Below are 18239 nucleotides of genomic sequence, written 5' to 3' on the forward strand. Positions count from 1 at the left end.
GGGCAAGGACGGGGAGAGTCGCAGTGACCACCGCTGAGCCGACACGGGCGAACGACAGCCCGCCCGCGCCGCCCGCCGCCCGCCCTGCCGTCCACATCCCGGCCCAGTCGGCCGGCGACAGCGACGGCGCCGACGGTTCGATACGGAGCCGTCTCCTCCGCCACCCGGTCCTGCTGACGACCGCGATCGCCGCGGCCGTGCACCTGCTCTGGTTCTTCTTCTTCGCGAACAGCGGTGGCGACATCGCCGCCCAGGACGCGTGGGCCGAGTTCGTCGGCCGTCACCCCGGCACCGCGTACAACCTCGCCTGGTACGGGGGCATGCACCCCGTGTCGTACAGCGTGGTGTCGCCCTATCTGATGTCCGTGCTCGGCGTGCGTACGACGATGATGGTCGCCGGGACGGTGTCCTCGGCGCTCACCGCGCTGATCCTGGTGCGGGTCCCCGCCGTCCGCAACCCCCTGGCGTGCGCGCTCGCCGGGGTCTTCGCGTACCTGTGCAACGCCCTGTCCGGCCGGGTCACGTTCGGGCTCGGCATGATGTTCGCGCTCGGCGCCGTCGCCGCCGTCTTCTGCTGGCCGCACCGCTGGCGCTACAAGCGGTGGGCGAAGGCCGTCGTCGCGGCGCCGCTGGCCGGTCTCGCGACGGCGGGCAGCCCGGTCGCGGGGCTCTTCCTCGGCGTCGTCGCCGCCGCCCTGTTCCTGAACAAACGGCGCCCCGGGGCGTACGCGCTCGGGCTGGCACCCGTCGTGGTGGTGGTCCTCTCCGCGTGGCTCTTCCCCTTCTCGGGCACGCAGCCGATGGCGCTCGGGACCCTGTCGCTGCCGTTCCTGTACTCCGTCTTCGTCTTCTTCCTGGTGCCCGGTGACTGGCGCACCGTGCGCACGGCCGCCGCGGTCTACGGGGCGGGGACGCTGCTGACCTATGTGGTCGACTCGCAGATCGGCTCGAACGTGTCGCGCATGGCGATGCTGTTCGCCGGCGTCGTCCTGCTCGCCGCCCTGCCGTACACGGCGCCGCGCACCCGCCGCTGGTACGCCCTGGTCATCGTCTTCGCGGGGCTGAACTTCTGGATCGGCTTCAAGGGGGTCGACGACATCGTCCGCACCGCCCCCACGGCGTCCTGGACGCGTGAGCTGGCCCCGCTGGTCAACCAGCTCCAGACCGCGGGCGCGGAGAAGGGCCGGGTCGAGGTGGTCCCCGCCAGCAGCCACCGGGAGGCATCGGCGCTCGCCCCGTACGTCAACCTGGCCCGTGGCTGGAACCGGCAGGCCGACATGAAGCGCAACCCGCTCTTCTACGACGACACGCTCGACGCAGTGAACTACCGCTCGTGGCTGGACCGCTGGGCCGTGCACTACGTGGTGCTGCCGACCGGTGAGCCGGACTCCGGGGGCGAGCAGGAGGCGGCCCTCGTCGAGAAGGGGACGCCCTACCTGAAGGCGGTCTGGAGCGACGCCAACTGGAAGCTCTTCCGCGTCCTGGACCCGGTGCCTCTCGCCGACCCGCCCGCGACCGTGGAGCGCGCCGGCGACGACAAGCTGACGATCCGCGTGCAGTCGGCCGGCCGGGTCCTGATCAGGATCCCGTACTCCCGCTGGCTCGCGGTCGTGGACGACGAGGGCAGGAGCGTGGAGCGTCCGCAGGAGACGGAGGCCTCCAAGAAGCGGACCGCGGAGGACGAGGACGCTCCCAAGGACTACACCAATGCCCACGGCTGTCTGATCAAGGTGGACGAGGACGGCGACGGCGACGAGTGGACGGAGCTCCTCGCCCCGCGGCCGGGTGTCTACCGCCTCGCGGCCCCGTACCAGTTGCAGCCGGGTACGCCGTGTCCTGAGGAACTGCGCCAATAGTGCGGGAACTCTCCCTCCGGGCGGGCGGCACTGGCAAGGTGTGCTGCCATGAAGTGCCAACATTGCGGCGGCGAACGCATCGGCCCGCTGCCGGGCATGGCCTGCCCCGGGTGCGGTTCCGCGGAGCGCTCGCCCCGCGGTAGCGGGTCCTGGGTCGCCCACGAGACGCTGACGGGCCGGGTCTCCACGCTGCCCCGGCGGCGGAAGGTCCTGCTGGCCGCGGGGGTGGCGGTGGCCGTGGGCGGGCTCGCCACCGCCGTGTCCCTGCTCGCCGCCGGAGCCGGGGGCGCACGCCCGGAGGCCACGGGCCGGGCCGGCGCCGTACCGGCACCGATCGGCGGCGGGGCACCCACCCGCATCGGACCCGAGGACACCGAGGTGCCCGGCGGGAACGGGGCTGAGCCGGAACCGTCCGCGGGCACCGGCCGTTACCGCTTCTCGGCGTGGGCCGGGCCCGGTTGCACGACCGGCGTGTACATGGAGAACGGGCGCTTCGAGAACGGCGACGCGGGCTGGTACACCGTCGAGTCGGGCGGCTTCGCGGGCGGTTCGTGCGACGGCCGGTTCAGCGCCGTCCCGATGTCGGGGAGCCCCGGCCAGGACCGGGGGAGCAACGCCGTCTGGTCCTGGCACCTGGGCGACGGCTTCAGCGAGTGCGCGGTGACGGTCTTCGTGCCACGGAGCGCCCGCGCCCGCGATGTCGCGGGAGACCCGACCGTCTACCGGGTCCTCTCCGACCCGCGGAACGCCGACTCGGCCTATACGGGCTTCGCCGTGGACCAGCCCGAGCACCGGGGGACGGCCGTCGACGTACGGACCTATCCGGTCAAGGGGGACACCTTCGCCGTGCAGATGGTCGACCGGGGCCGGGACTGGGGCGACGCGGAGCTGGTGGGGGCGCACCACGCGGCGGCGCAGCTGAAGGCGTCCTGCCGCTGACCCCCGCGTGGCCGGCGACCGGGCCGGTCGCAGCGGGCCGCTCCCCACCGCGCCGGCCGGTCACAGCGGGCTGACCGACACCGCGCCGCCGGTCACACCGGGCCGCTCGACACCGCGCCCGCCGGTCACCGGACGAACGCGCTGTCCCGTTCCGTGAGGTGTGCGGCGGGGCCGGCGGCCCTGAGCACCACGTCCAGGGCGAGGTCCGGGTCGGAGGCGTAACAGCCGCTGGCCCACGCCGCGTTGGCCTCGACGACCGCCCATCGACCCGCGTCCGTGAATCCGACATCGACGACGATCGCGGACGGCAGGGTGTGCGCGACGGCGTCGAGCAGCTCCGTGCCGAACGCCCGCGCACCGGCGGACAGGGGAGCCGGGCGCAGCTGTCCCGACGCCGCGTACCGGCTTCCTGTGTGCACCCGGCCGTCGAGCACGTACAGCCGGTACTCCGCCTCGAAGACGACGATCTCGCTCAGCAGCACCACCGTCCCGGGATCGACCGCGTCCGGCCCGGGCAGCCGGGACCCGTCCGAGTAGACCAGCGCCGGAATGCTCTTGTCGTTCGGTGACTTCACGAAGACCGGACGGCGGAGCCCGTACGCCTCACGGAGGGGCACGGCACGGACCCCGCGCCCGAGGAACGCGTCGGGCAGCCGGGCCAGCCAGTCGGGGGGAGCTTCCAGCGGTACGACACCCAGGGCGGGGGCCACGGCGTCGGCGAAGGACGGGCCGGCGTGCAGATACGCGTCCCCGCCGCACAGCTCCCCGGGCACCTCCGGCGCTGTGAGCTGCACGGTTTCCAGGCCGCGCCGCCGGGCGGTGTCACGCAGGGACCGGGCGGAGGCGGTGAGACGGGGCGGGAGCACGAGGGGCATGGTCACGGATTCTGCCCCAGCTGGGGTCCGCGTCCCACCGGATTTCGTTCGACACCACGTGCCGGGTCGGCTTGCATGACCGCATGCACAGCAACGGGACGAAGACCGACGTGGCGCTCGTACGGCGGCTGCTCGCCGCGCAGTTCCCCGCCTGGGCTGGGCTTCCCCTCGAACCCGTCGATTCCCACGGCACGGTGAACGCCGTCTACCGGCTGGGGCCGGACCTGGCCGTGCGGATGCCCCGCGTCGAGGGCGGTTCCGAGGACGTGGCGACCGAGCACCGCTGGCTGCCCCGTCTCGCGCCCCACGTGGCCGTCGCCGTCCCCCTCCCGGTGGCCGAGGGCCGGCCCGGCGAGGGCTATCCCTGGTCCTGGTCGGTGTGCCGCTGGATCGACGGCGACACCCCGGGCCCCGGTACGGGGAGTGCCGAATTCGCCGTCGACGTGGCGGAGTTCGTGCTCGCGCTGCGCCGCCTCGACACCACCGGAGGGCCGTCCGCCTACCGGGACGAGCCGCTCGCCGCACGGGACACGGCCACCCGGAACGCCCTGGAGGTGCTGCACGGCGTCGTCGACACCGAGGCCTCGGCCGCCGTCTGGTCCGACGCGCTGCGCGTCCCCGGGCCCCGGGGGCCGGTCTGGGTCCACGGGGACCTGCAACCCGGCAACGTCCTGGTCGCGGGCGGCCGGCTCGGCGGGGTCATCGACTTCGGCTGCATGGGCCTGGCCGACCCGGCGGTCGACCTGATCGCGGCCTGGTACCTGCTGCCGCAAGGCGCGAGGCGGGTCTTCCGGGCGAGGATCTTCCGCACGGGGACGGGCGCGGACGCGGCCGAGTGGACCCGGGGCCGGGGCTGGGCGCTGTCGATCGCGCTCATGGAGCTCGCGGCCTACCGGACGACGAACCCCGTGATGGCGGCGACGGCCCGGCACGTGATCGAAGAGATCCTGGCGGACGCCCACTGAGCCCACCGTCCACCGCACCCCGGACGCCTCGGCGCGCGGCGCGGCCGCGGCCCAGCCGCCGGCGAATCCCCCGGACCCGGCGGTTGCCGGCGACGGCGTCGAGGATGCGGCGCCCGGTGCCGGCCTCGTACCTGTTCACCCGCTCAACGGCTCGTCATTCACAGGGCCGTTGTCAGTGCCGGCCTCTAGGCTCTCGATCACGCGCGGTCGGCTTCCGGGGGTTCCAGCTCTGAAGTGAATGGTTGCATCCCCGGCCTGTCGCGGGCGGCCCGGAGAAATCGTCCGGGACCCAACCGACGGTCGGGCTTCGTCGATGGCCAACGGACGACCTGCCAGAGCCGGCCGCGCGCCGGCGTGCCTTCTCCCGGAGTCGTGGGGGCGGGGAGCCCATCGGCGCGTGGGCGTTGCCGATAGCGTGATCGTCCTGCCCGCATGGAAGGCCCATGTGTCCGGCCGGCCCGTGCGAGGGCTCCGGTGGCGAGCGAGGGGACCTGATGAGCGAACTGGAGAAGCCCGGGATTGAGGTTCCGGAGGGTGGAGCGCCCACTGAGCTGACGATCCGGGACCTCGTGGTCGGGGACGGGCCCGAGGCACTGCCGGGCAGGGTCGTCCGGGTTCACTACGTCGGGGTCACGTTCGCGTCGGGAAAGGAGTTCGACTCCTCCTGGGAGCCGGACCGGCCGCTCAAGTTCGCCGTGGGCGGCGGCAAGGTCATCAAGGGCCTGGACCGCGGAGTGAGGGGGATGAAGGCCGGCGGCCGGCGCGAGATCACCGTTCCCCCGCGCCTCGGCTACGGCAAGCAGTCCCCCTCCTCGCTGATCCCGGCGGGCTCGACGCTGATCTTCGTCGTGGACCTGCTCACCGTCGTGGGCTGGCCCACCTGACGTGCAGGTCGGCGGCCCCGGCCCGGAGCATGCCCGGTCCGTCCGCGGCCTTTCCGCTTGCGCGCTGGGAAGGACCGAACCGGCGGCACCCGCCTCACGCGTCGGATCACCGTACGGCGCAGGGCACCGGAACGCTGATGCCAGGCGTGGAGGTCAGACGGCCCTGGGGACGATGCTCACGGCGCGGTAGTCGTAACCGTCCTGCTTGAAGCCGGGTGCCTCCCAGACGAGATCGACCTGCTGTCCCGGTGACAGCGTGCGAAAGCCGGGCGCCTGGATGTCGGCGTAGTGGCCGAAGCACCCTCCGGGAGTCTCGGACGAGTCGAGGACGCCCCAGCCCTCCTCGTCGCTCCACTCACGCACAGTCGCCCTCACGGCTGCGGCGACCGTACGAGTGCCTCTGCGCCGACCCATCGTTCGCTCTCCTCGTCCATGGCCGAGAACACACAAGACGCTCGGACCAGGGCCTTCACCCAACCGCCCGGGCAGCTGCGCCCCGGCCGTGCTGCCTGCCCGCGTCGAGCCGGGAAGCGGAAGCCGAAAGGCCACCCAGGAACGTTCCCAGGTGGCCTTCTCGCTTGTGCCCCCGGCAGGATTCGAACCTGCGACACCCGCTTTAGGAGAGCGGTGCTCTATCCCCTGAGCTACGAAGGCGAGGATCTGCCGTAAGCGTGTCCCTGAGCCCTGCCCGGGTGGGCGAGGGGCCTCGGGTCGGCTTGCCGACAGGTGTGGTGATCCGGCAGGTGAGGGCCGGGCCACCGCCGACAGTGTAGCGGGTGGGGCGGTGGGCGCACGGGTGCGGTGGTTCCCCGCCCCGCGGGTTCAGTGACCGCGGCCGGCGGCCGCCTCCTCCGCGTCGTCGTAGGCCCGCCGTGCCTCCTCGACACGCGGCAGGTTGTCCGCGGACCAGTCCGCGAGGTGGGCGAAGAGCGGGGCCAGGCTGCGCCCGAGCTCGCTGATCTCGTACTCCACCCGTGGGGGTACCTCCGGGTAGTACGTGCGCACCACCATTCCGTCGCGCTCCATCTGCCGCAGACGCTGGGTGAGCACCTTCGGGGTGATGGTGCCGATGGTGCGCTGGAGTACGACGAAGCGCTGGCGGCCGAAGGTGTGGAGCGTCCACAGGATGGGGGTCGTCCACCGGCTGAAGACGATATCGAGCACCGGGGAGATCGGGCACGCCTGGGCCGGGGCCGAGCCGTGCCCGCCTTCGGTTCCGGTGCCCGGCATGGGCGTGCTGGTGGTCATGTGAGCCCTCCCGGTGGTCACTTTCCTTGGTGTACCCACTTTATGCAGGATGCCGACTTTCCAGCCGACACCGAGGGGACGTGATCGTCAACAGCCGTCAGGGGCATCTCACTTCCTCTGGTGGGGAAGCTGGATAGTCACTTTCCTCTAGGTACTTACTATGTTGAGGATGCTAGCTTCGGCGATGTCGCGGAGAGTGAGCGCCGTGCGGCCGTCGTGGAGACGTTGCCGGCAGCGGTTGTTCCTCCATCACGCCCGTCAACGAGGAGCATTCTCATGATTGTTGTCACCGGAGCCACCGGTAACGTCGGCCGCACGCTGGTCGCCTCCCTCGCCGTGCGGGGCGCCGAGGTCACGGCCGTGTCCCGCCGGCCGCACGCCGGTGAACTGCCCGAAGGCGTACGCCATGTGCAGGCCGACCTGGGCCACGCGGAGAGCCTCCGCGGTGTGCTGGAGGGGGCCGACGCGCTGTTCGTCCTGCTGGCAGGAGAGCTGCTGGCAGGCGGCGAGAGTGCGGAGGCCCTGCTGCGCGCCGCCGAGGAGGAGGGCGTCCGCAAGGTCGTGCTGCTTTCCTCGCAGATCACCGTGACCCGCCCGGACGCGGGCTCGCACGACCGGCTGCGGGAGTACGAGGAGGCCGTGCGCGGCTCGGGCATGGAGTGGACCGTCCTGCGGGCCGGCGGCTTCGCCTCGAACGCCTTCGCGTGGGCCGAGTCGGTGCGCGCCGAGCGCACGGTGTTCGCGCCGTTCGGCGATGTCGCGCTCCCGGTCGTCGACCCTGCCGACATCGCCGAGGTCGCCGCGGTCGTCCTCGGTGAGGAGGGGCACGCGGGCCGGACCTACGAGCTCACCGGACCGGTCGCGGTCACCCCGCGTGAGCAGGCGGCAGTCCTGGGCGGACTGCTGGACGAGGAGGTCGCGTTCGTCGAGCTGTCGCGCGAGGCCGCCTTCGCCCACATGGCGCAGTTCATGCCCGAGGGTGTCGTCGACGGGACACTCGACATCCTGGGGCTGCCGCTCCCGGCGGAGCAGCAGGTCAGCCCGGACGTGGAGAAGATCCTCGGCCGCCCGGCCGCTCCCTTCGCCGCTTGGGCGGAACGCGCCCTGCCCGCCTTCCGCTAGGGGCAGACCCCTCCTGGGTGGCGGGCGGCCGCACCCCGTCCGGGTGCGGCCGCCGCCCCGTTCCCGGGTCCGCCAGCCCGTCCTGGGTCCGTCGCCGGTCGACCGGGTCCGCCGCCCTGTTCCCGGGCCTGCCAGCCCCTTCCCGGGTCCGCCGCCCCGGTCGACCGGGGCCGCCGGCCTGGTCCCGGATCCGTCGACCCGTTTCCGGGTCCGCAGGGCAGCCCCGGTTGACCGGGGCGCGGTGCGGGCATAGCGTCCCCGTCCCGCCGGGTCCGTCCGTAGTACCTCCGCAGTACCTGAGAGGCCGTCCGTGCCGCACGCAGATCACAGCAGTTCCCCTTCGTCCACGCCCGCCGACGATCCGGCAGCACGTGTCGAGGCGTCGCTGACCGCGCCCGGTGCGCCGTTCGAAGTCGTACGCGCGGAGCACGGCCCGCTCGTCTACGCCCACGGCCCGCGCACCCTGCGGGAGTTCGTCGAGACCACCTGGGCGTTCGGTGACCAGCCCTTCCTGATCGCGGGTGAACGGATCTGCTCGTACGGGGAGTTCTTCGCCGCGGCGTCGTCGCTGGCCCGCCGGTTCACCGAGACGTACGGGCTGCGCCCCGGCGACCGTGCCGTCGTCGCGATGCGCAACCACCCCGAGTGGCAGGTCGCGTTCTGGGCGGCGCAGCTGGCCGGCCTCGTCGCGGTACCGCTCAACGCCTGGTGGACGGAGGAGGAGTTCGGGTACGCCCTCGACGACTGCCGGCCGAGGGTGCTGCTGGTCGACGGCGAGCAGCTGCCCAAGACGGCGGCCTGGGGCGTGAAGGCCGGGGTGCGCTTCGTCGTCTTCCACCACGCGGGAGAGGTGCCGGAGGGGGCCGAGCGGTACGCCGACCTGCCGGAGCCCGATCCGGCGGCCGCGCCGCCCGACGTGGAGGTCCGGCCCGAGGACGACTCCACGATCCTCTACACCTCGGGCACCACCGGGCGGCCCAAGGGCGCCGTGGCCACCCAGCTCGCCCAGGCGGGCGCGGCCCTCAACCCGCGCTACCAGGCGGCGGCCTCGGCGCTGGGCCGCGGGGTCATCCCGGGGCAGGGGGCGCCGCCGGTCACCCTGATGACGTTCCCGTTCTTCCACGTCGCCGCGTTCACCAGCCTCTACGCGGCCATGGCGGCGGGCGGGACCCTCGTCCTGATGCCCAAGTGGGACGCCGACGAGGCCCTGCGGCTGATCCGCGGCCATGGGGCCACCGCCTTCGCGGGCGTACCGGCCACGGCGCTCCAGCTGCTCGCGGCGGCCGACCGGTCGGGCGACGGCCTGGACGGCCTGCGGATGCTGAACACGGGCGGCGCTGCGGCTCCGCCGGACCTGGTCGAGCGGCTCACGGCCCGGTACGGGGAGCGGATCGAGCCGCGCAACGGCTACGGGCTGACGGAGACCAGCGGCGGGGTGCTGGCCAACTTCGGCGCCGCCTACCGGGCGCACCCGGAGTCCGTCGGCACCCCGACGCCCGTCACCGAGGTGCGGATCTCGGGCCCCGCGGGAGAGGCGCTCCCCGACGGGGAGACCGGCGAGCTGTGGCTGCGCGGCCAGTCCCTGGTCCGCGGCTACTGGCGCGACGAGGCGGCGACCGCGGCGGCGTTCACCGGGGGCTGGTTCCGTACGGGGGATCTCGCGGTCCGCCGGGACGGGCGGGTGGCCGTCGTCGACCGGATCAAGGACATGGTGATCCGGGGCGGTGAGAACGTGTACTGCGTGGAGGTCGAGGCCGCTCTGCACGGCCATCCCGACGTCGAGGACGCGGCCGTGCTCGGTGTCCCGCATCCGGTGCTCGGTGAGGAGGTCGCCGCGGTCGTGCGGCTGCGCCGGGGTGCCACCGTCACGGCGGACGCGCTTCGCGCGCACGCCGGCCGGAGTCTGGCCGCGTTCAAGGTGCCGGCCCATGTGCTGGTGACACCGGATCCGCTGCCGCGGAATGCCACGGGGAAGGTCCTGAAGCGGGAGCTGCGCGGGGTGTTCGAGGGGCGTGGGGGCGGGGGCGGAGCGCTCACGGGCGGGTGATGCGCACCCGGTAGTTCCCGTCGCTGTCCTTGTCCAGCACGGATATGCGTATGCCGTTGGCCCGGTCGGTGAAGGTCTCGCCGGGCTGGAAGGGCGCGTCCGAGAGCTCGGCGTGGACGTTCGGCCGGCGGGTGCAGCCGCCGCTGTCCTCGGTGCTGTCCTCGACGGAGACCGGCCCCTGGCCGGTGTCCACGTCGGAGCTGACCTTGTAGACGAGGACGCCGGGCCGGCAGACGGCTTCGTCGTTGCCCTCCGGGGTCCGTACCTCGACCGCGTAGCCGGACTGCGCGCTCACCGGTACGAAGGCCAGCTTCGGGCCGCCCGTCGTGGCCAGCGGTCCGAGCAGGTGCTCGCTGGTGCCGGGCATGGCGGCGCAGCTGACCTGGTCGCCGTCCAGCCAGCCGAGTTTCCACTTGTGCCAGGCGAGGAGGTCGTTGTTGGCCCCCCAGTCCTCGGACATGATGTCCCAGTGCCCCACGGAGCCGCCGCCCTCCGTCGTGTAGAGGTCGGGCAGCCCGAAGACGTGGCCGTTCTCGTGGGGCAGGACGCGGTAGCCGGTCTCCGCGTACGAGCCCGAGCCGTCGTCCTGGCGGCTGTAGACGAACGACGTGTTGGCGAGCGGGATGCCGTCGGCGAACGGGGCGTCGTCGTTGCCGGAGAAGGTCACCGACAGGACGGTGTCCAGCGCGGAGGGGCCGGCGTTCGGAGTGACCAGCACGTTGACCAGGTCGTACGCGGAGAAGTCGACCTTCGGGTCGGCGACGGACACCAGGTCCTTGACCATCCTGCGGTAGCCCGGTTCGTAGGGTGAGCCGCGCTCGATCCCGTACTCGGAGAACGGGAGGGGCATGCGCAGCCAGTCCTTCACGGGCGCCTCGGGCAGGTAGGTGAGCCGTCCGTAGGAGCTGGTGCGGAACCAGTCGGCGGTCTGCGGGAAGAATTCCGCGAGACGGTCGGCCGCCGGTTCCGTCGCCTGCGCGTCGGGGAAGTCGATCATCAGGTTGAGGGCTCTGATCTCCCCGGTCGAGCGGGCGTAGCCGGGTGGTGTGGGCATCCCCTCCGACATCTGGACGCCCATGGCCGCGGGTATCCGGCACGGTGCGAGGCCGGTCCCCCGTGGTGCGGCCACCGGTCCGGCGGAGGCGCGGCTGGCGACGGGGAGGGTGGAGCTCGCCGAGGCCATCGTGGCGATGACCAGGGCTGATGCTCCGGCGAGAGCGAGGGGGCGGCGGTATGCGCGTATCCGGTGGCGGGGCTGCTGCATAGGGCGTCGCCTTCGGTCCGCGGCAGCCGGCCGGACCTGACTGCGCTCTGGCGATCAGCCTGTTCCGGGTGCCGGGGGACCGCTCGCTGGGTGCGCCGATGGAGGGTTTTTACCTCGGACGTCCTGTGATGCAGGTCACATCCGGGGGTGAAATAACCGGGGATCCTCTCCCCGTTTACACCTGTGTCCCCGGCGAAACGGGGACACGGTCCCCGGTTCCTTCCGGAGGCCGGACAGACACCTGAAGGGAAGGACCGTGGCCGTGGAGTCCGCCGCCGGAACCGCCCCCTGCGCCGTGGAGCGCCGTACGCCCCGTCCGCGGGCCGACGCGCTGCGCAACCGGGAGCGGGTCGTGACGGCCGCGCGCGAGATGTTCGTCGAGTTCGGGCCGGATGTGCCGCTCGACGAGGTCGCGCGACGGGCCGGGGTCGGCAACGCCACGCTCTACCGGAACTTCCCCGACCGGGCGGCTCTGACCCACGAGGTCGTGCTCGCCGTCACCTCCCGTACCACCGACCGGTTGGAGGAGGCCGTCGCGGCCGAGCCCGACCCCTTCGCCGCGCTCAGCCGCTTCGTGCACGCGGCGGCCGACGAGCGGATCGGTGCCCTGTGCCCGATGCTCTCCGGCGGCTTCGACAAAGACCATCCCGAACTGCTCAGCGAGCGCCGTCGCCTCGAAGAGGCCGTCGAAGGCCTCGTGGAGCGCGCCATGTCCGCAGGGAGGCTGCGCACCGACATCGCCGTCGGTGACGTCCTCGTCGCCCTCTCCCAGCTCACCCGGCCGCTGCCCGGCATCGCCTGCCCGGACATCGACCGGTTCACCCACCGTCATCTGCAGCTCTTCCTGGACGGCCTGGAAGCCCCGGCCCGCTCCGAGCTGCCCGGATCGGCGGCGACCTTGGAGGTCCTGCGCAGCGGGCACTGACGTCCGCGCACCGGAGAACCGACACCCTCAGACCCCAGGCCCTCGACGGGCCGCACCAGTCCTGCGACCGGACCTGACAGGTCCGGCGGCCGGTACCTCTCGCCCTTTTTCCGGTCACGCGGCCGGGCCCGTTCGCGCGGCCCGTTCGCCGGCCCAGCAACTCCTCGCGCTCCTTAGGTGGCTACTCCCATGTCGAAAACAGCCGGTACCCTCCCGGACCCCAGTCGCTGGAAAGCGCTGGCGTTCATCGCCCTCGCCCAGCTGATGGTCGTGCTCGACGCGACCATCGTGAACATCGCCCTCCCCTCGGCCCAGACGGACCTGGGCATCTCCGACGGCAACAAGCAGTGGGTCATCACGGCCTATGCCCTGGCCTTCGGCGGGCTCCTGCTCTTCGGTGGACGCATCGCCGACCTCTGGGGCCGCAAGCGCACCTTCGTCGTGGGCCTGATCGGCTTCGCCGCCGCCTCGGCGCTGGGCGGCGCGGCCCAGGGCGAGGCGATGATGTTCGGCTCCCGTGCCCTGCAGGGCGTCTTCGGCGCACTGCTCGCACCGGCGGCCCTCTCCCTGCTCGCCGTGATGTTCACCGACGCCAAGGAGCGCGCCAAGGCCTTCGGTATCTACGGGGCCATCGCCGGTGGCGGTGGCGCGGTCGGCCTGATCCTGGGCGGCTTCCTGACCGAGTACCTGAACTGGCGCTGGACCTTCTTCGTCAACATCCCGTTCGCGATCGTCGCCGCCGTCGGCGCCTACCTCGTCATCCGTGAGCCGGCCGGCGGCCGCAACCGCTCGCCGCTCGACATCCCCGGCGTCGTCCTGTCCACGCTGGGCCTGGTCTCGCTGGTCTACGGCTTCACCCGCGCCGAGTCGGCCGGCTGGTCGGACTCGCTGACCATCGGCATGTTCGTGGCCGCCGCCGTGCTGCTGCTGGCCTTCGTCGTCACCGAGTCGCGCGTGACGTCGCCGCTGCTGCCGCTGCGCGTCGTCACCGACCGCAACCGCGGGGGCGTCTACCTCTCGCTGGGCCTCGCCATCATCGCGATGTTCGGGCTGTTCCTCTTCCTGACGTACTACCTCCAGGTGGTCAAGGGCTACACCCCGGTCAAGACCGGCTTCGCGTTCATGCCGATGATCGTGGGCATGATCACCGGCTCCACGCAGATCGGCGCCCGGCTCATGACCCGGGTCCCGCCGCGGCTGCTCATGGGCCCCGGCTTCCTGGTGGCGGCCGTCGGCATGCTCCTGCTGACCCAGCTGGACATCGACACCTCGTACGCGGCCGTCATCCTGCCCGGCCAGCTGCTCCTCGGCCTGGGCATGGGCACGGCGTTCATGCCGGCCATGTCCCTGGCCACGCACGGCATCGAACCGCGTGACGCCGGTGTCGCCTCCGCGATGGTGAACACCTCGCAGCAGGTCGGCGGCGCCATCGGTACAGCGCTGCTCAACACCATCGCCGCCAGCGCCACCACCGCCTACGTCGTCGATCACGCCGCCGGTGCGAGCGACCCGAAGCTGCTCCAGCTGCAGGCCATGGTCAGCGGATTCGCCGCGGCGATCTGGTGGGCGGTCGGCATCCTGGTCGCCGCCTCGGCGATCGCGGTGACCCTGATCAACACCGGCCGCCCGGGTACCGGAGCGGTCGGCGGTTCGGGCGACCTGGCGGACGGCGTCGAGGACGAGTTCAAGATCCCCGTCGTCGCACACTGAGCCCGGCGACGGGCCCGGGCCGGAGGCCCGGCCGCCCGGCGTGACGCCCGACGGCCACCGGCCCGGCGCTCTCTGCCCTGGTTCCGCTCAGCGGAGCCAGGGCAGATCCGCGTCCGTGTCCTCCGGCTGCAGGCCGGCGGCGATGACCTGCATGATCTCGCCCAGGTCCCGCACCTGCCGGGGAGTGAGGCGGGCGAACATCGCCTGGCGCACCGCCTCGACGTGCCCCGGCGCGGACCGCTCCAGCATGGCGTAGCCCTCGTCGGTCAGGACGGCGTTCTGGCCGCGCTTGTCCGAGGGGCAGTCCTCGCGGCGTACCCAGCCGTTCTTCTCCAGCCGGGCGACGGCGTGCGAGAGCCGGGAGCGGGTGATCTTGGCGTCCTTGGCCAGCTCGGTCATGCGCTTCTGCCGCCGCGGGGCACGGGACAGATGGACGAGCAGTCCGTAGTAGATGTGCGGCATGCCCGCGTCGCGCTGCAACTGGCGGTCGAGGTGGTCCTCCATGAGCGTGGTGGCGTGGAGATAGGCGCGCCACACGCCCTGTTCTTCGTCGGTGAGCCACCGGGGCCCGCCGGGGGATGCCGTGGTCATGTACTCCACTGTACGACCTTTTCTTGAAAGTTGAACTAGATAGAGCTAAGGTCTCCGGTAGTTGGAACTTGAAGGTTCAAAGACCTTGGCCCCGAGGGGCTGATCTGCCGAATCCCGGTGCCCGCGCAGATGCCGCTTCCCGGTACCTGTAGAGAACACACATACCTTGATCGGCAGAGGAATGGGGAGTGTCATGACAGTCACCGCGGAACGCATGCCCGCCCTCTACCTGTCCCACGGGGCCCCGCCGCTCGCCGACGACCCGGTCTGGCCGGGCGAGCTGGCCGCCTGGTCGGAGGGGCTGCCGCGCCCCAAGGCGATCCTGATGGTCTCCGCGCACTGGGAGGAGGCGCCCCTCGCCCTCGGCGCCACCGAGACGGTGCCGCTGGTCTACGACTTCTGGGGTTTCCCCGAGCACTACTACGCGGTGCGCTACGGCGCCCCGGGCGCCCCGAAGCTCGCGGACGACGTCCGCAAGCTGCTGCGCGGCGCGGGGACCCCGGTCCAGGACATCCCGGAGCGCGGTCTCGACCACGGTGCGTACGTCCCGCTGGTGGAAATGTTCCCCGACGCGGACATCCCCGTCCTCCAGGTCTCCCTGCCCACGCTCGACCCGCAGAAGCTGATGGCCATCGGGCGCAAGCTGGCCCCGCTGCGCGACGAGGGTGTGCTGATCGTCGGGAGCGGCTTCTTCACGCACAACCTGGCAGCCCTGCGGCACGCCGGCGGCGGCACGCCCGGCTGGTCGGCGGAGTTCGACGACTGGGGCCACCGGGCGCTCCAGGCCCAGGACATCGACTCCCTGCTGGACTTCGAGCACGCCTCACCGGCGGGCCGCCTCGCCCACCCCCGTACCGAGCACTTCGCGCCGCTGTTCGTCACCCTCGGCGCGGCCGAGGGTGAGCTCGATCAGGGGCGCAGTGTCATCGACGGCTTCTGGATGGGTCTGGCGAAGCGCTCGGTGCAGTTCGGCTGAGCAGCGGCTTCTCGTACCAGGACACGTCCCAGTAGCGGCCGAACTTCCTGCCCACCTCCGAGTACGTCCCGACGTGGCGGAACCCGAACGCGGCGTGCAGCCGGGCGGACGGCTCGTTCGGCTGCGCGATCGCGGCGTACGCGCGGTGGAGGTCCTCGCCGGCCAATGCCTCGAACAGGGCCTTGTAGAGGAGGGTGCCGATCCCGCGGCCTGTGGCGTCGGGGGCGCAGTACACGCTCACCTCCACGGAGGTGCTGTAGGCCGCCTTCGGGCGGTACGGGCTGCTGGCCGCGTAGCCGAGGACATGCGGCGCGTCGTCCCGGGTACCCGGCTCCAGAGCAACCAGGAGCCGGTGGGGGCCGTCTTCCGGGTGGGAGTGCAGCCACGGCAGGCGCCGGTCGGGCGTGAAGGCCACCGTGTCGAATGTGAGCGCCGTCTCACGGACGTAATGGTTGTAGATGTCGGTGAGGGCCTCCAGGTCCGCCTCGACGCCAGGTCTGACCTGCACTTCTGTGGGTATCTGCACCATGTGTCCTCGGGCTGGGGGCGACAGGGTACTGCATGATCTCGAAAGTGAATGGCCTCCGTGGGAATTCTGTCCGGATTCCAGTCGTTGTTTCCATCGGATGCAGGGCACCCGAAAGGGTGTCGCGACCTACTCAACAAGGGAGCACGCATGGCAACCCGTGCCGTCGCCCGTCGTTCGTCCGCCAGCACCGGCGGGACCGACCGGGCAAGCAGTGTTCGCGCCGTGGGCGGGGAGATCGCCGATCGCGACCTGGTCGGCATGTACCTGGACGAGATCGCTCGCACACCGCTGCTCGACGCCGCCAAGGAGGTCGAGCTCTCACAGACGATCGAGGCGGGCGTCTTCGCCCAGCAGATCCTCGCGGGCGAGGTGGAGAGCGACGCCGGCGGAGCGAAGCGTGAGGAGCTGGAGGCGCTGGTCGCCGAGAGCGAGCGCGCCAAGGACATATTCATCCGCTCCAACCTCCGGCTCGTCGTTGCCGTGGCCAGGCGCTACCCGAGGGCGGGTCTGCCCCTGCTCGACCTGATCCAGGAGGGGAACGCCGGCCTGGTCCGCGCGGTCGAGAAGTTCGACTACGCGAAGGGCTTCAAGTTCTCGACGTACGCCACGTGGTGGATCCGGCAGGCCATCACCCGCTCCATCGCCGACCAGTCCCGCACGATCCGGCTCCCCGTCCACCTGGTGGAGGAGCTCGGCAGGATCCGGCGTGTGCAGCGTGAGTTCAACCGCGAGCACGGGCGCGACCCGGAGCACGCGGAGATCGCCGCCGAGCTGGACTCCAACGCCGAGCGCGTCGGCAACGTCCTTGACTGGGCCCGCGACCCGGTCAGCCTGAACATGTCCGTGGACGACGACGGGGACACGCAGTTCGGCGACCTGCTGGAGGACACCTCCGCCGTCTCGCCCGAGCAGTCCGTGATGACGCTGCTGCGCAGCGAGGAGCTCGAGGAGCTGATCGGCAAGCTCGACCACCGCACCGCCTCCATCATCAAGATGCGGTACGGGATCGAGGACGGCCGGGAGCGGACCCTCACCGAAGTGGGCAAGCAGCACGGTCTGACGCGGGAGCGGATCCGCCAGATCGAGAAGCACGCACTGCTCGAATTGAAGCGAATGGCTCACGACACGGGCTTTGACGCTGCGGCGTGAGCCGATAACCCGTAATCTCCCCATCAAGCCGGTTCGCACCGGCCCGACGACCGGTCTCCTTCCGGTCCCCTGAGCTGAGTCCCGGCGCCCACCCCCCCGGCGCCGGGGCTCATCCATGTCCGGCCCGCCCTCCCCGTCCGCCCGGCCCCCGTCCACCCGCCGCGGCGCGCGTCAGGCGGGCGCCGAGGCCGCTGAGATGCTCCACCAGGTGCGCGGGGCCGTGCACCTCGAACTCGCAGTCCACGAGCGCCAGCCGCAGGGCCACCCACTCCAGCGAGTCGCTGGAGACCGTGCGCAGCCGGCAGCTGTGCTCACCCGTCGGCTCCACCGCGCCGAGCGTCGCGGGCAGCCGGGCCGACACGAAGGCCGCCGGAGCCCGGAAGGTCACGTCGAGGTGAAGTTCGGGCTGCGTGCGGGACATGGACGCGGCGAAGAACTCCGCCGCGTCCCCGCTGTCGGTCGGCAGCTCGCGCGGGGTGAAACGGGCCCCGGTGGGGAGCGGCTCGCTCACCCGGTCCACCCGGAAGGTGCGCCAGTCCTCACGCCCCAGGTCGTACGCGACGAGATACCAACGGCTTCCGGTGCTCACCAGCCGGTACGGCTCGGCCCGCCTCCTGGACCCGGTGCCGTCCCCCGAGCGGTACGCGAAGCGCAGTATCTCCCGGCCGGTGACCGCCGAGGCGATCGCCGTGAGCGTGCGGGGGTCGATGGTCGAACCGTCGCCGCGGGTCAGCGGCACGGTGGCGTTCTGCAGGGAGGAGACCCTGTGCCGCAGCCGTGACGGAAGGACCTGCTCCAGCTTGGCCAGGGCCCGTACGGACGCCTCGTCGACCCCTTCGATGGCGTGACCGGCGCCCGCCCGCAGGCCCACCGCGATGGCCACCGCCTCCTCGTCGTCCAGGAGGAGCGGCGGCATGGCGGAGCCCGCGACCAGGCGGTAGCCGCCGATGGAACCGCGCGACGCCTCGACCGGGTAGCCCAGGTCGCGGAGCCGGTCGATGTCACGGCGGATGGTGCGCGGGGTGACGTCGAGCCGGTCGGCGAGCTCGCTGCCCGGCCACTCGCGCGGCGTCTGCAGGAGTGACAGCAGCTTCAGCAGTCGTGCCGGGGTGTCGGTCATGGGAACAGGATGCCCGCCCATTAGGTCACAAGCTGACCT

17 protein-coding genes and 1 tRNA gene are annotated in these 18239 nt (G+C 72.0%); 10 read left to right on the forward strand and 8 right to left on the reverse strand.

The features are described 5' to 3' along the window. Positions 1-23: 23 nt before the first annotated feature. The gene (locus ACFC51_RS22955; protein ID WP_376378920.1) at positions 24-1856 is read left to right on the forward strand and encodes an MFS transporter; all 1833 of its coding nucleotides are present in this window, start codon (positions 24-26) and stop codon (positions 1854-1856) included. A 48-nt stretch (positions 1857-1904) separates the two neighbouring features. Beyond that, positions 1905-2795, forward strand: a complete 891-nt coding sequence (locus ACFC51_RS22960) for an adhesin (protein ID WP_376530535.1) — start codon at positions 1905-1907, stop codon at positions 2793-2795. Between the two features lie 125 nt (positions 2796-2920). Here ACFC51_RS22960 and ACFC51_RS22965 read toward each other — a convergent pair whose 3' ends face one another. Next, entirely contained in the window at positions 2921-3670 is a 750-nt protein-coding gene (locus ACFC51_RS22965) for an ATP-grasp domain-containing protein (RefSeq protein WP_376530538.1), read from the reverse strand. A gap of 83 nt (positions 3671-3753) precedes the next feature. Here ACFC51_RS22965 and ACFC51_RS22970 point away from each other — a divergent pair, with 83 nt between their 5' ends. Continuing rightward, positions 3754-4635, forward strand: coding sequence for an aminoglycoside phosphotransferase family protein (locus tag ACFC51_RS22970; RefSeq protein ID WP_376530541.1), 882 nt, complete (start codon positions 3754-3756; stop codon positions 4633-4635). Positions 4636-5129: 494 nt separating this feature from the next. Then, positions 5130-5519 (forward strand): FKBP-type peptidyl-prolyl cis-trans isomerase, encoded by a 390-nt coding sequence (locus tag ACFC51_RS22975; RefSeq protein ID WP_376530544.1) that lies wholly within the window; start codon positions 5130-5132, stop codon positions 5517-5519. Positions 5520-5672: 153 nt separating this feature from the next. Here ACFC51_RS22975 and ACFC51_RS22980 read toward each other — a convergent pair whose 3' ends face one another. The 3 genes from ACFC51_RS22980 to ACFC51_RS22990 all read right to left on the reverse strand — a co-directional run bounded on the left by ACFC51_RS22980 (position 5673) and on the right by ACFC51_RS22990 (position 6767). Beyond that, positions 5673-5894 (reverse strand): cold-shock protein, encoded by a 222-nt coding sequence (locus ACFC51_RS22980; RefSeq protein WP_376378907.1) that lies wholly within the window; start codon positions 5892-5894, stop codon positions 5673-5675. Positions 5895-6100: 206 nt separating this feature from the next. Continuing rightward, positions 6101-6173 (reverse strand) — tRNA-Arg (locus ACFC51_RS22985). Positions 6174-6341: 168 nt separating this feature from the next. Next, complete coding sequence (locus ACFC51_RS22990; RefSeq protein ID WP_376378904.1) at positions 6342-6767, reverse strand: winged helix-turn-helix transcriptional regulator; 426 nt, start codon at positions 6765-6767, stop codon at positions 6342-6344. 276 nt (positions 6768-7043) lie between these two features. On the opposite strand from ACFC51_RS22990, the gene ACFC51_RS22995 reads away from it, so the two are divergent. Further along, positions 7044-7889, forward strand: a complete 846-nt coding sequence (locus tag ACFC51_RS22995) for an SDR family oxidoreductase (RefSeq protein WP_376378901.1) — start codon at positions 7044-7046, stop codon at positions 7887-7889. 310 nt (positions 7890-8199) lie between these two features. Further along, positions 8200-9936: a class I adenylate-forming enzyme family protein gene (locus tag ACFC51_RS23000; protein ID WP_376530547.1), complete on the forward strand. Its 1737-nt coding sequence runs from the start codon at positions 8200-8202 to the stop codon at positions 9934-9936. Here the strand turns inward: ACFC51_RS23000 and ACFC51_RS23005 are convergent. After that, on the reverse strand, positions 9923-11200 hold the full coding sequence (locus tag ACFC51_RS23005) for a M6 family metalloprotease domain-containing protein (RefSeq protein WP_376530550.1): 1278 nt from the start codon (positions 11198-11200) through the stop codon (positions 9923-9925). The genes ACFC51_RS23000 and ACFC51_RS23005 overlap by 14 nt on opposite strands. 262 nt (positions 11201-11462) lie before the next feature. Between ACFC51_RS23005 and ACFC51_RS23010 the strand changes: the two genes are divergently transcribed. Together ACFC51_RS23010 and ACFC51_RS23015 are read left to right on the forward strand one after the other, a co-directional pair. Then, on the forward strand, positions 11463-12125 hold the full coding sequence (locus ACFC51_RS23010; protein WP_376377689.1) for a TetR/AcrR family transcriptional regulator: 663 nt from the start codon (positions 11463-11465) through the stop codon (positions 12123-12125). Between the two features lie 189 nt (positions 12126-12314). Continuing rightward, positions 12315-13835, forward strand: coding sequence for an MFS transporter (locus ACFC51_RS23015; RefSeq protein WP_376377677.1), 1521 nt, complete (start codon positions 12315-12317; stop codon positions 13833-13835). Between the two features lie 87 nt (positions 13836-13922). On the opposite strand, the gene ACFC51_RS23020 is transcribed toward ACFC51_RS23015, so the two are convergent. Next, positions 13923-14435 carry a MarR family winged helix-turn-helix transcriptional regulator gene (locus tag ACFC51_RS23020; protein WP_376377675.1) on the reverse strand — a complete coding sequence of 171 codons (513 nt, stop codon included), beginning with the start codon at positions 14433-14435 and terminating at the stop codon, positions 13923-13925. A 184-nt stretch (positions 14436-14619) separates the two neighbouring features. Here ACFC51_RS23020 and ACFC51_RS23025 point away from each other — a divergent pair, with 184 nt between their 5' ends. After that, positions 14620-15402, forward strand: coding sequence for a dioxygenase (locus tag ACFC51_RS23025; RefSeq protein WP_376530553.1), 783 nt, complete (start codon positions 14620-14622; stop codon positions 15400-15402). Here ACFC51_RS23025 and ACFC51_RS23030 read toward each other — a convergent pair. Further along, positions 15350-15931: a GNAT family N-acetyltransferase gene (locus tag ACFC51_RS23030; RefSeq protein WP_376530555.1), complete on the reverse strand. Its 582-nt coding sequence runs from the start codon at positions 15929-15931 to the stop codon at positions 15350-15352. The two genes, ACFC51_RS23025 and ACFC51_RS23030, sit on opposite strands and share 53 nt — an antisense overlap. Before the next feature lie 147 nt (positions 15932-16078). On the opposite strand from ACFC51_RS23030, the gene ACFC51_RS23035 reads away from it, so the two are divergent. Beyond that, positions 16079-17080, forward strand: a complete 1002-nt coding sequence (locus tag ACFC51_RS23035) for a sigma-70 family RNA polymerase sigma factor (protein WP_376377669.1) — start codon at positions 16079-16081, stop codon at positions 17078-17080. A 109-nt stretch (positions 17081-17189) separates the two neighbouring features. Here ACFC51_RS23035 and ACFC51_RS23040 read toward each other — a convergent pair whose 3' ends face one another. Continuing rightward, entirely contained in the window at positions 17190-18200 is a 1011-nt protein-coding gene (locus tag ACFC51_RS23040) for a helix-turn-helix transcriptional regulator (protein WP_376377668.1), read from the reverse strand. Positions 18201-18239 lie beyond the last annotated feature (39 nt).

This window comes from Streptomyces sp. NPDC055962, from assembly GCF_042270185.1.
In the GTDB taxonomy this organism is placed as follows: Bacteria; Actinomycetota; Actinomycetes; order Streptomycetales; family Streptomycetaceae; genus Streptomyces.

Bases quoted from the DNA above. Each gene is read 5' to 3' on its own strand.
- ACFC51_RS22965 (WP_376530538.1), bottom strand. From the start codon at position 3,670: ATGCCCCTCGTGCTCCCGCCCCGTCTCACCGCCTCCGCCCGGTCCCTG.
- ACFC51_RS23025 (WP_376530553.1), top strand. From the start codon at position 14,620: ATGACAGTCACCGCGGAACGCATGCCCGCCCTCTACCTGTCCCACGGG.
- ACFC51_RS23015 (WP_376377677.1), top strand. From the start codon at position 12,315: ATGTCGAAAACAGCCGGTACCCTCCCGGACCCCAGTCGCTGGAAAGCG.
- ACFC51_RS22970 (WP_376530541.1), top strand. From the start codon at position 3,754: ATGCACAGCAACGGGACGAAGACCGACGTGGCGCTCGTACGGCGGCTG.
- ACFC51_RS22975 (WP_376530544.1), top strand. From the start codon at position 5,130: ATGAGCGAACTGGAGAAGCCCGGGATTGAGGTTCCGGAGGGTGGAGCG.
- ACFC51_RS23035 (WP_376377669.1), top strand. From the start codon at position 16,079: ATGGCAACCCGTGCCGTCGCCCGTCGTTCGTCCGCCAGCACCGGCGGG.
- ACFC51_RS23005 (WP_376530550.1), bottom strand. From the start codon at position 11,200: ATGCAGCAGCCCCGCCACCGGATACGCGCATACCGCCGCCCCCTCGCT.
- ACFC51_RS22995 (WP_376378901.1), top strand. From the start codon at position 7,044: ATGATTGTTGTCACCGGAGCCACCGGTAACGTCGGCCGCACGCTGGTC.
- ACFC51_RS22960 (WP_376530535.1), top strand. From the start codon at position 1,905: ATGAAGTGCCAACATTGCGGCGGCGAACGCATCGGCCCGCTGCCGGGC.
- ACFC51_RS22990 (WP_376378904.1), bottom strand. From the start codon at position 6,767: ATGACCACCAGCACGCCCATGCCGGGCACCGGAACCGAAGGCGGGCAC.
- ACFC51_RS23030 (WP_376530555.1), bottom strand. From the start codon at position 15,931: ATGGTGCAGATACCCACAGAAGTGCAGGTCAGACCTGGCGTCGAGGCG.
- ACFC51_RS23040 (WP_376377668.1), bottom strand. From the start codon at position 18,200: ATGACCGACACCCCGGCACGACTGCTGAAGCTGCTGTCACTCCTGCAG.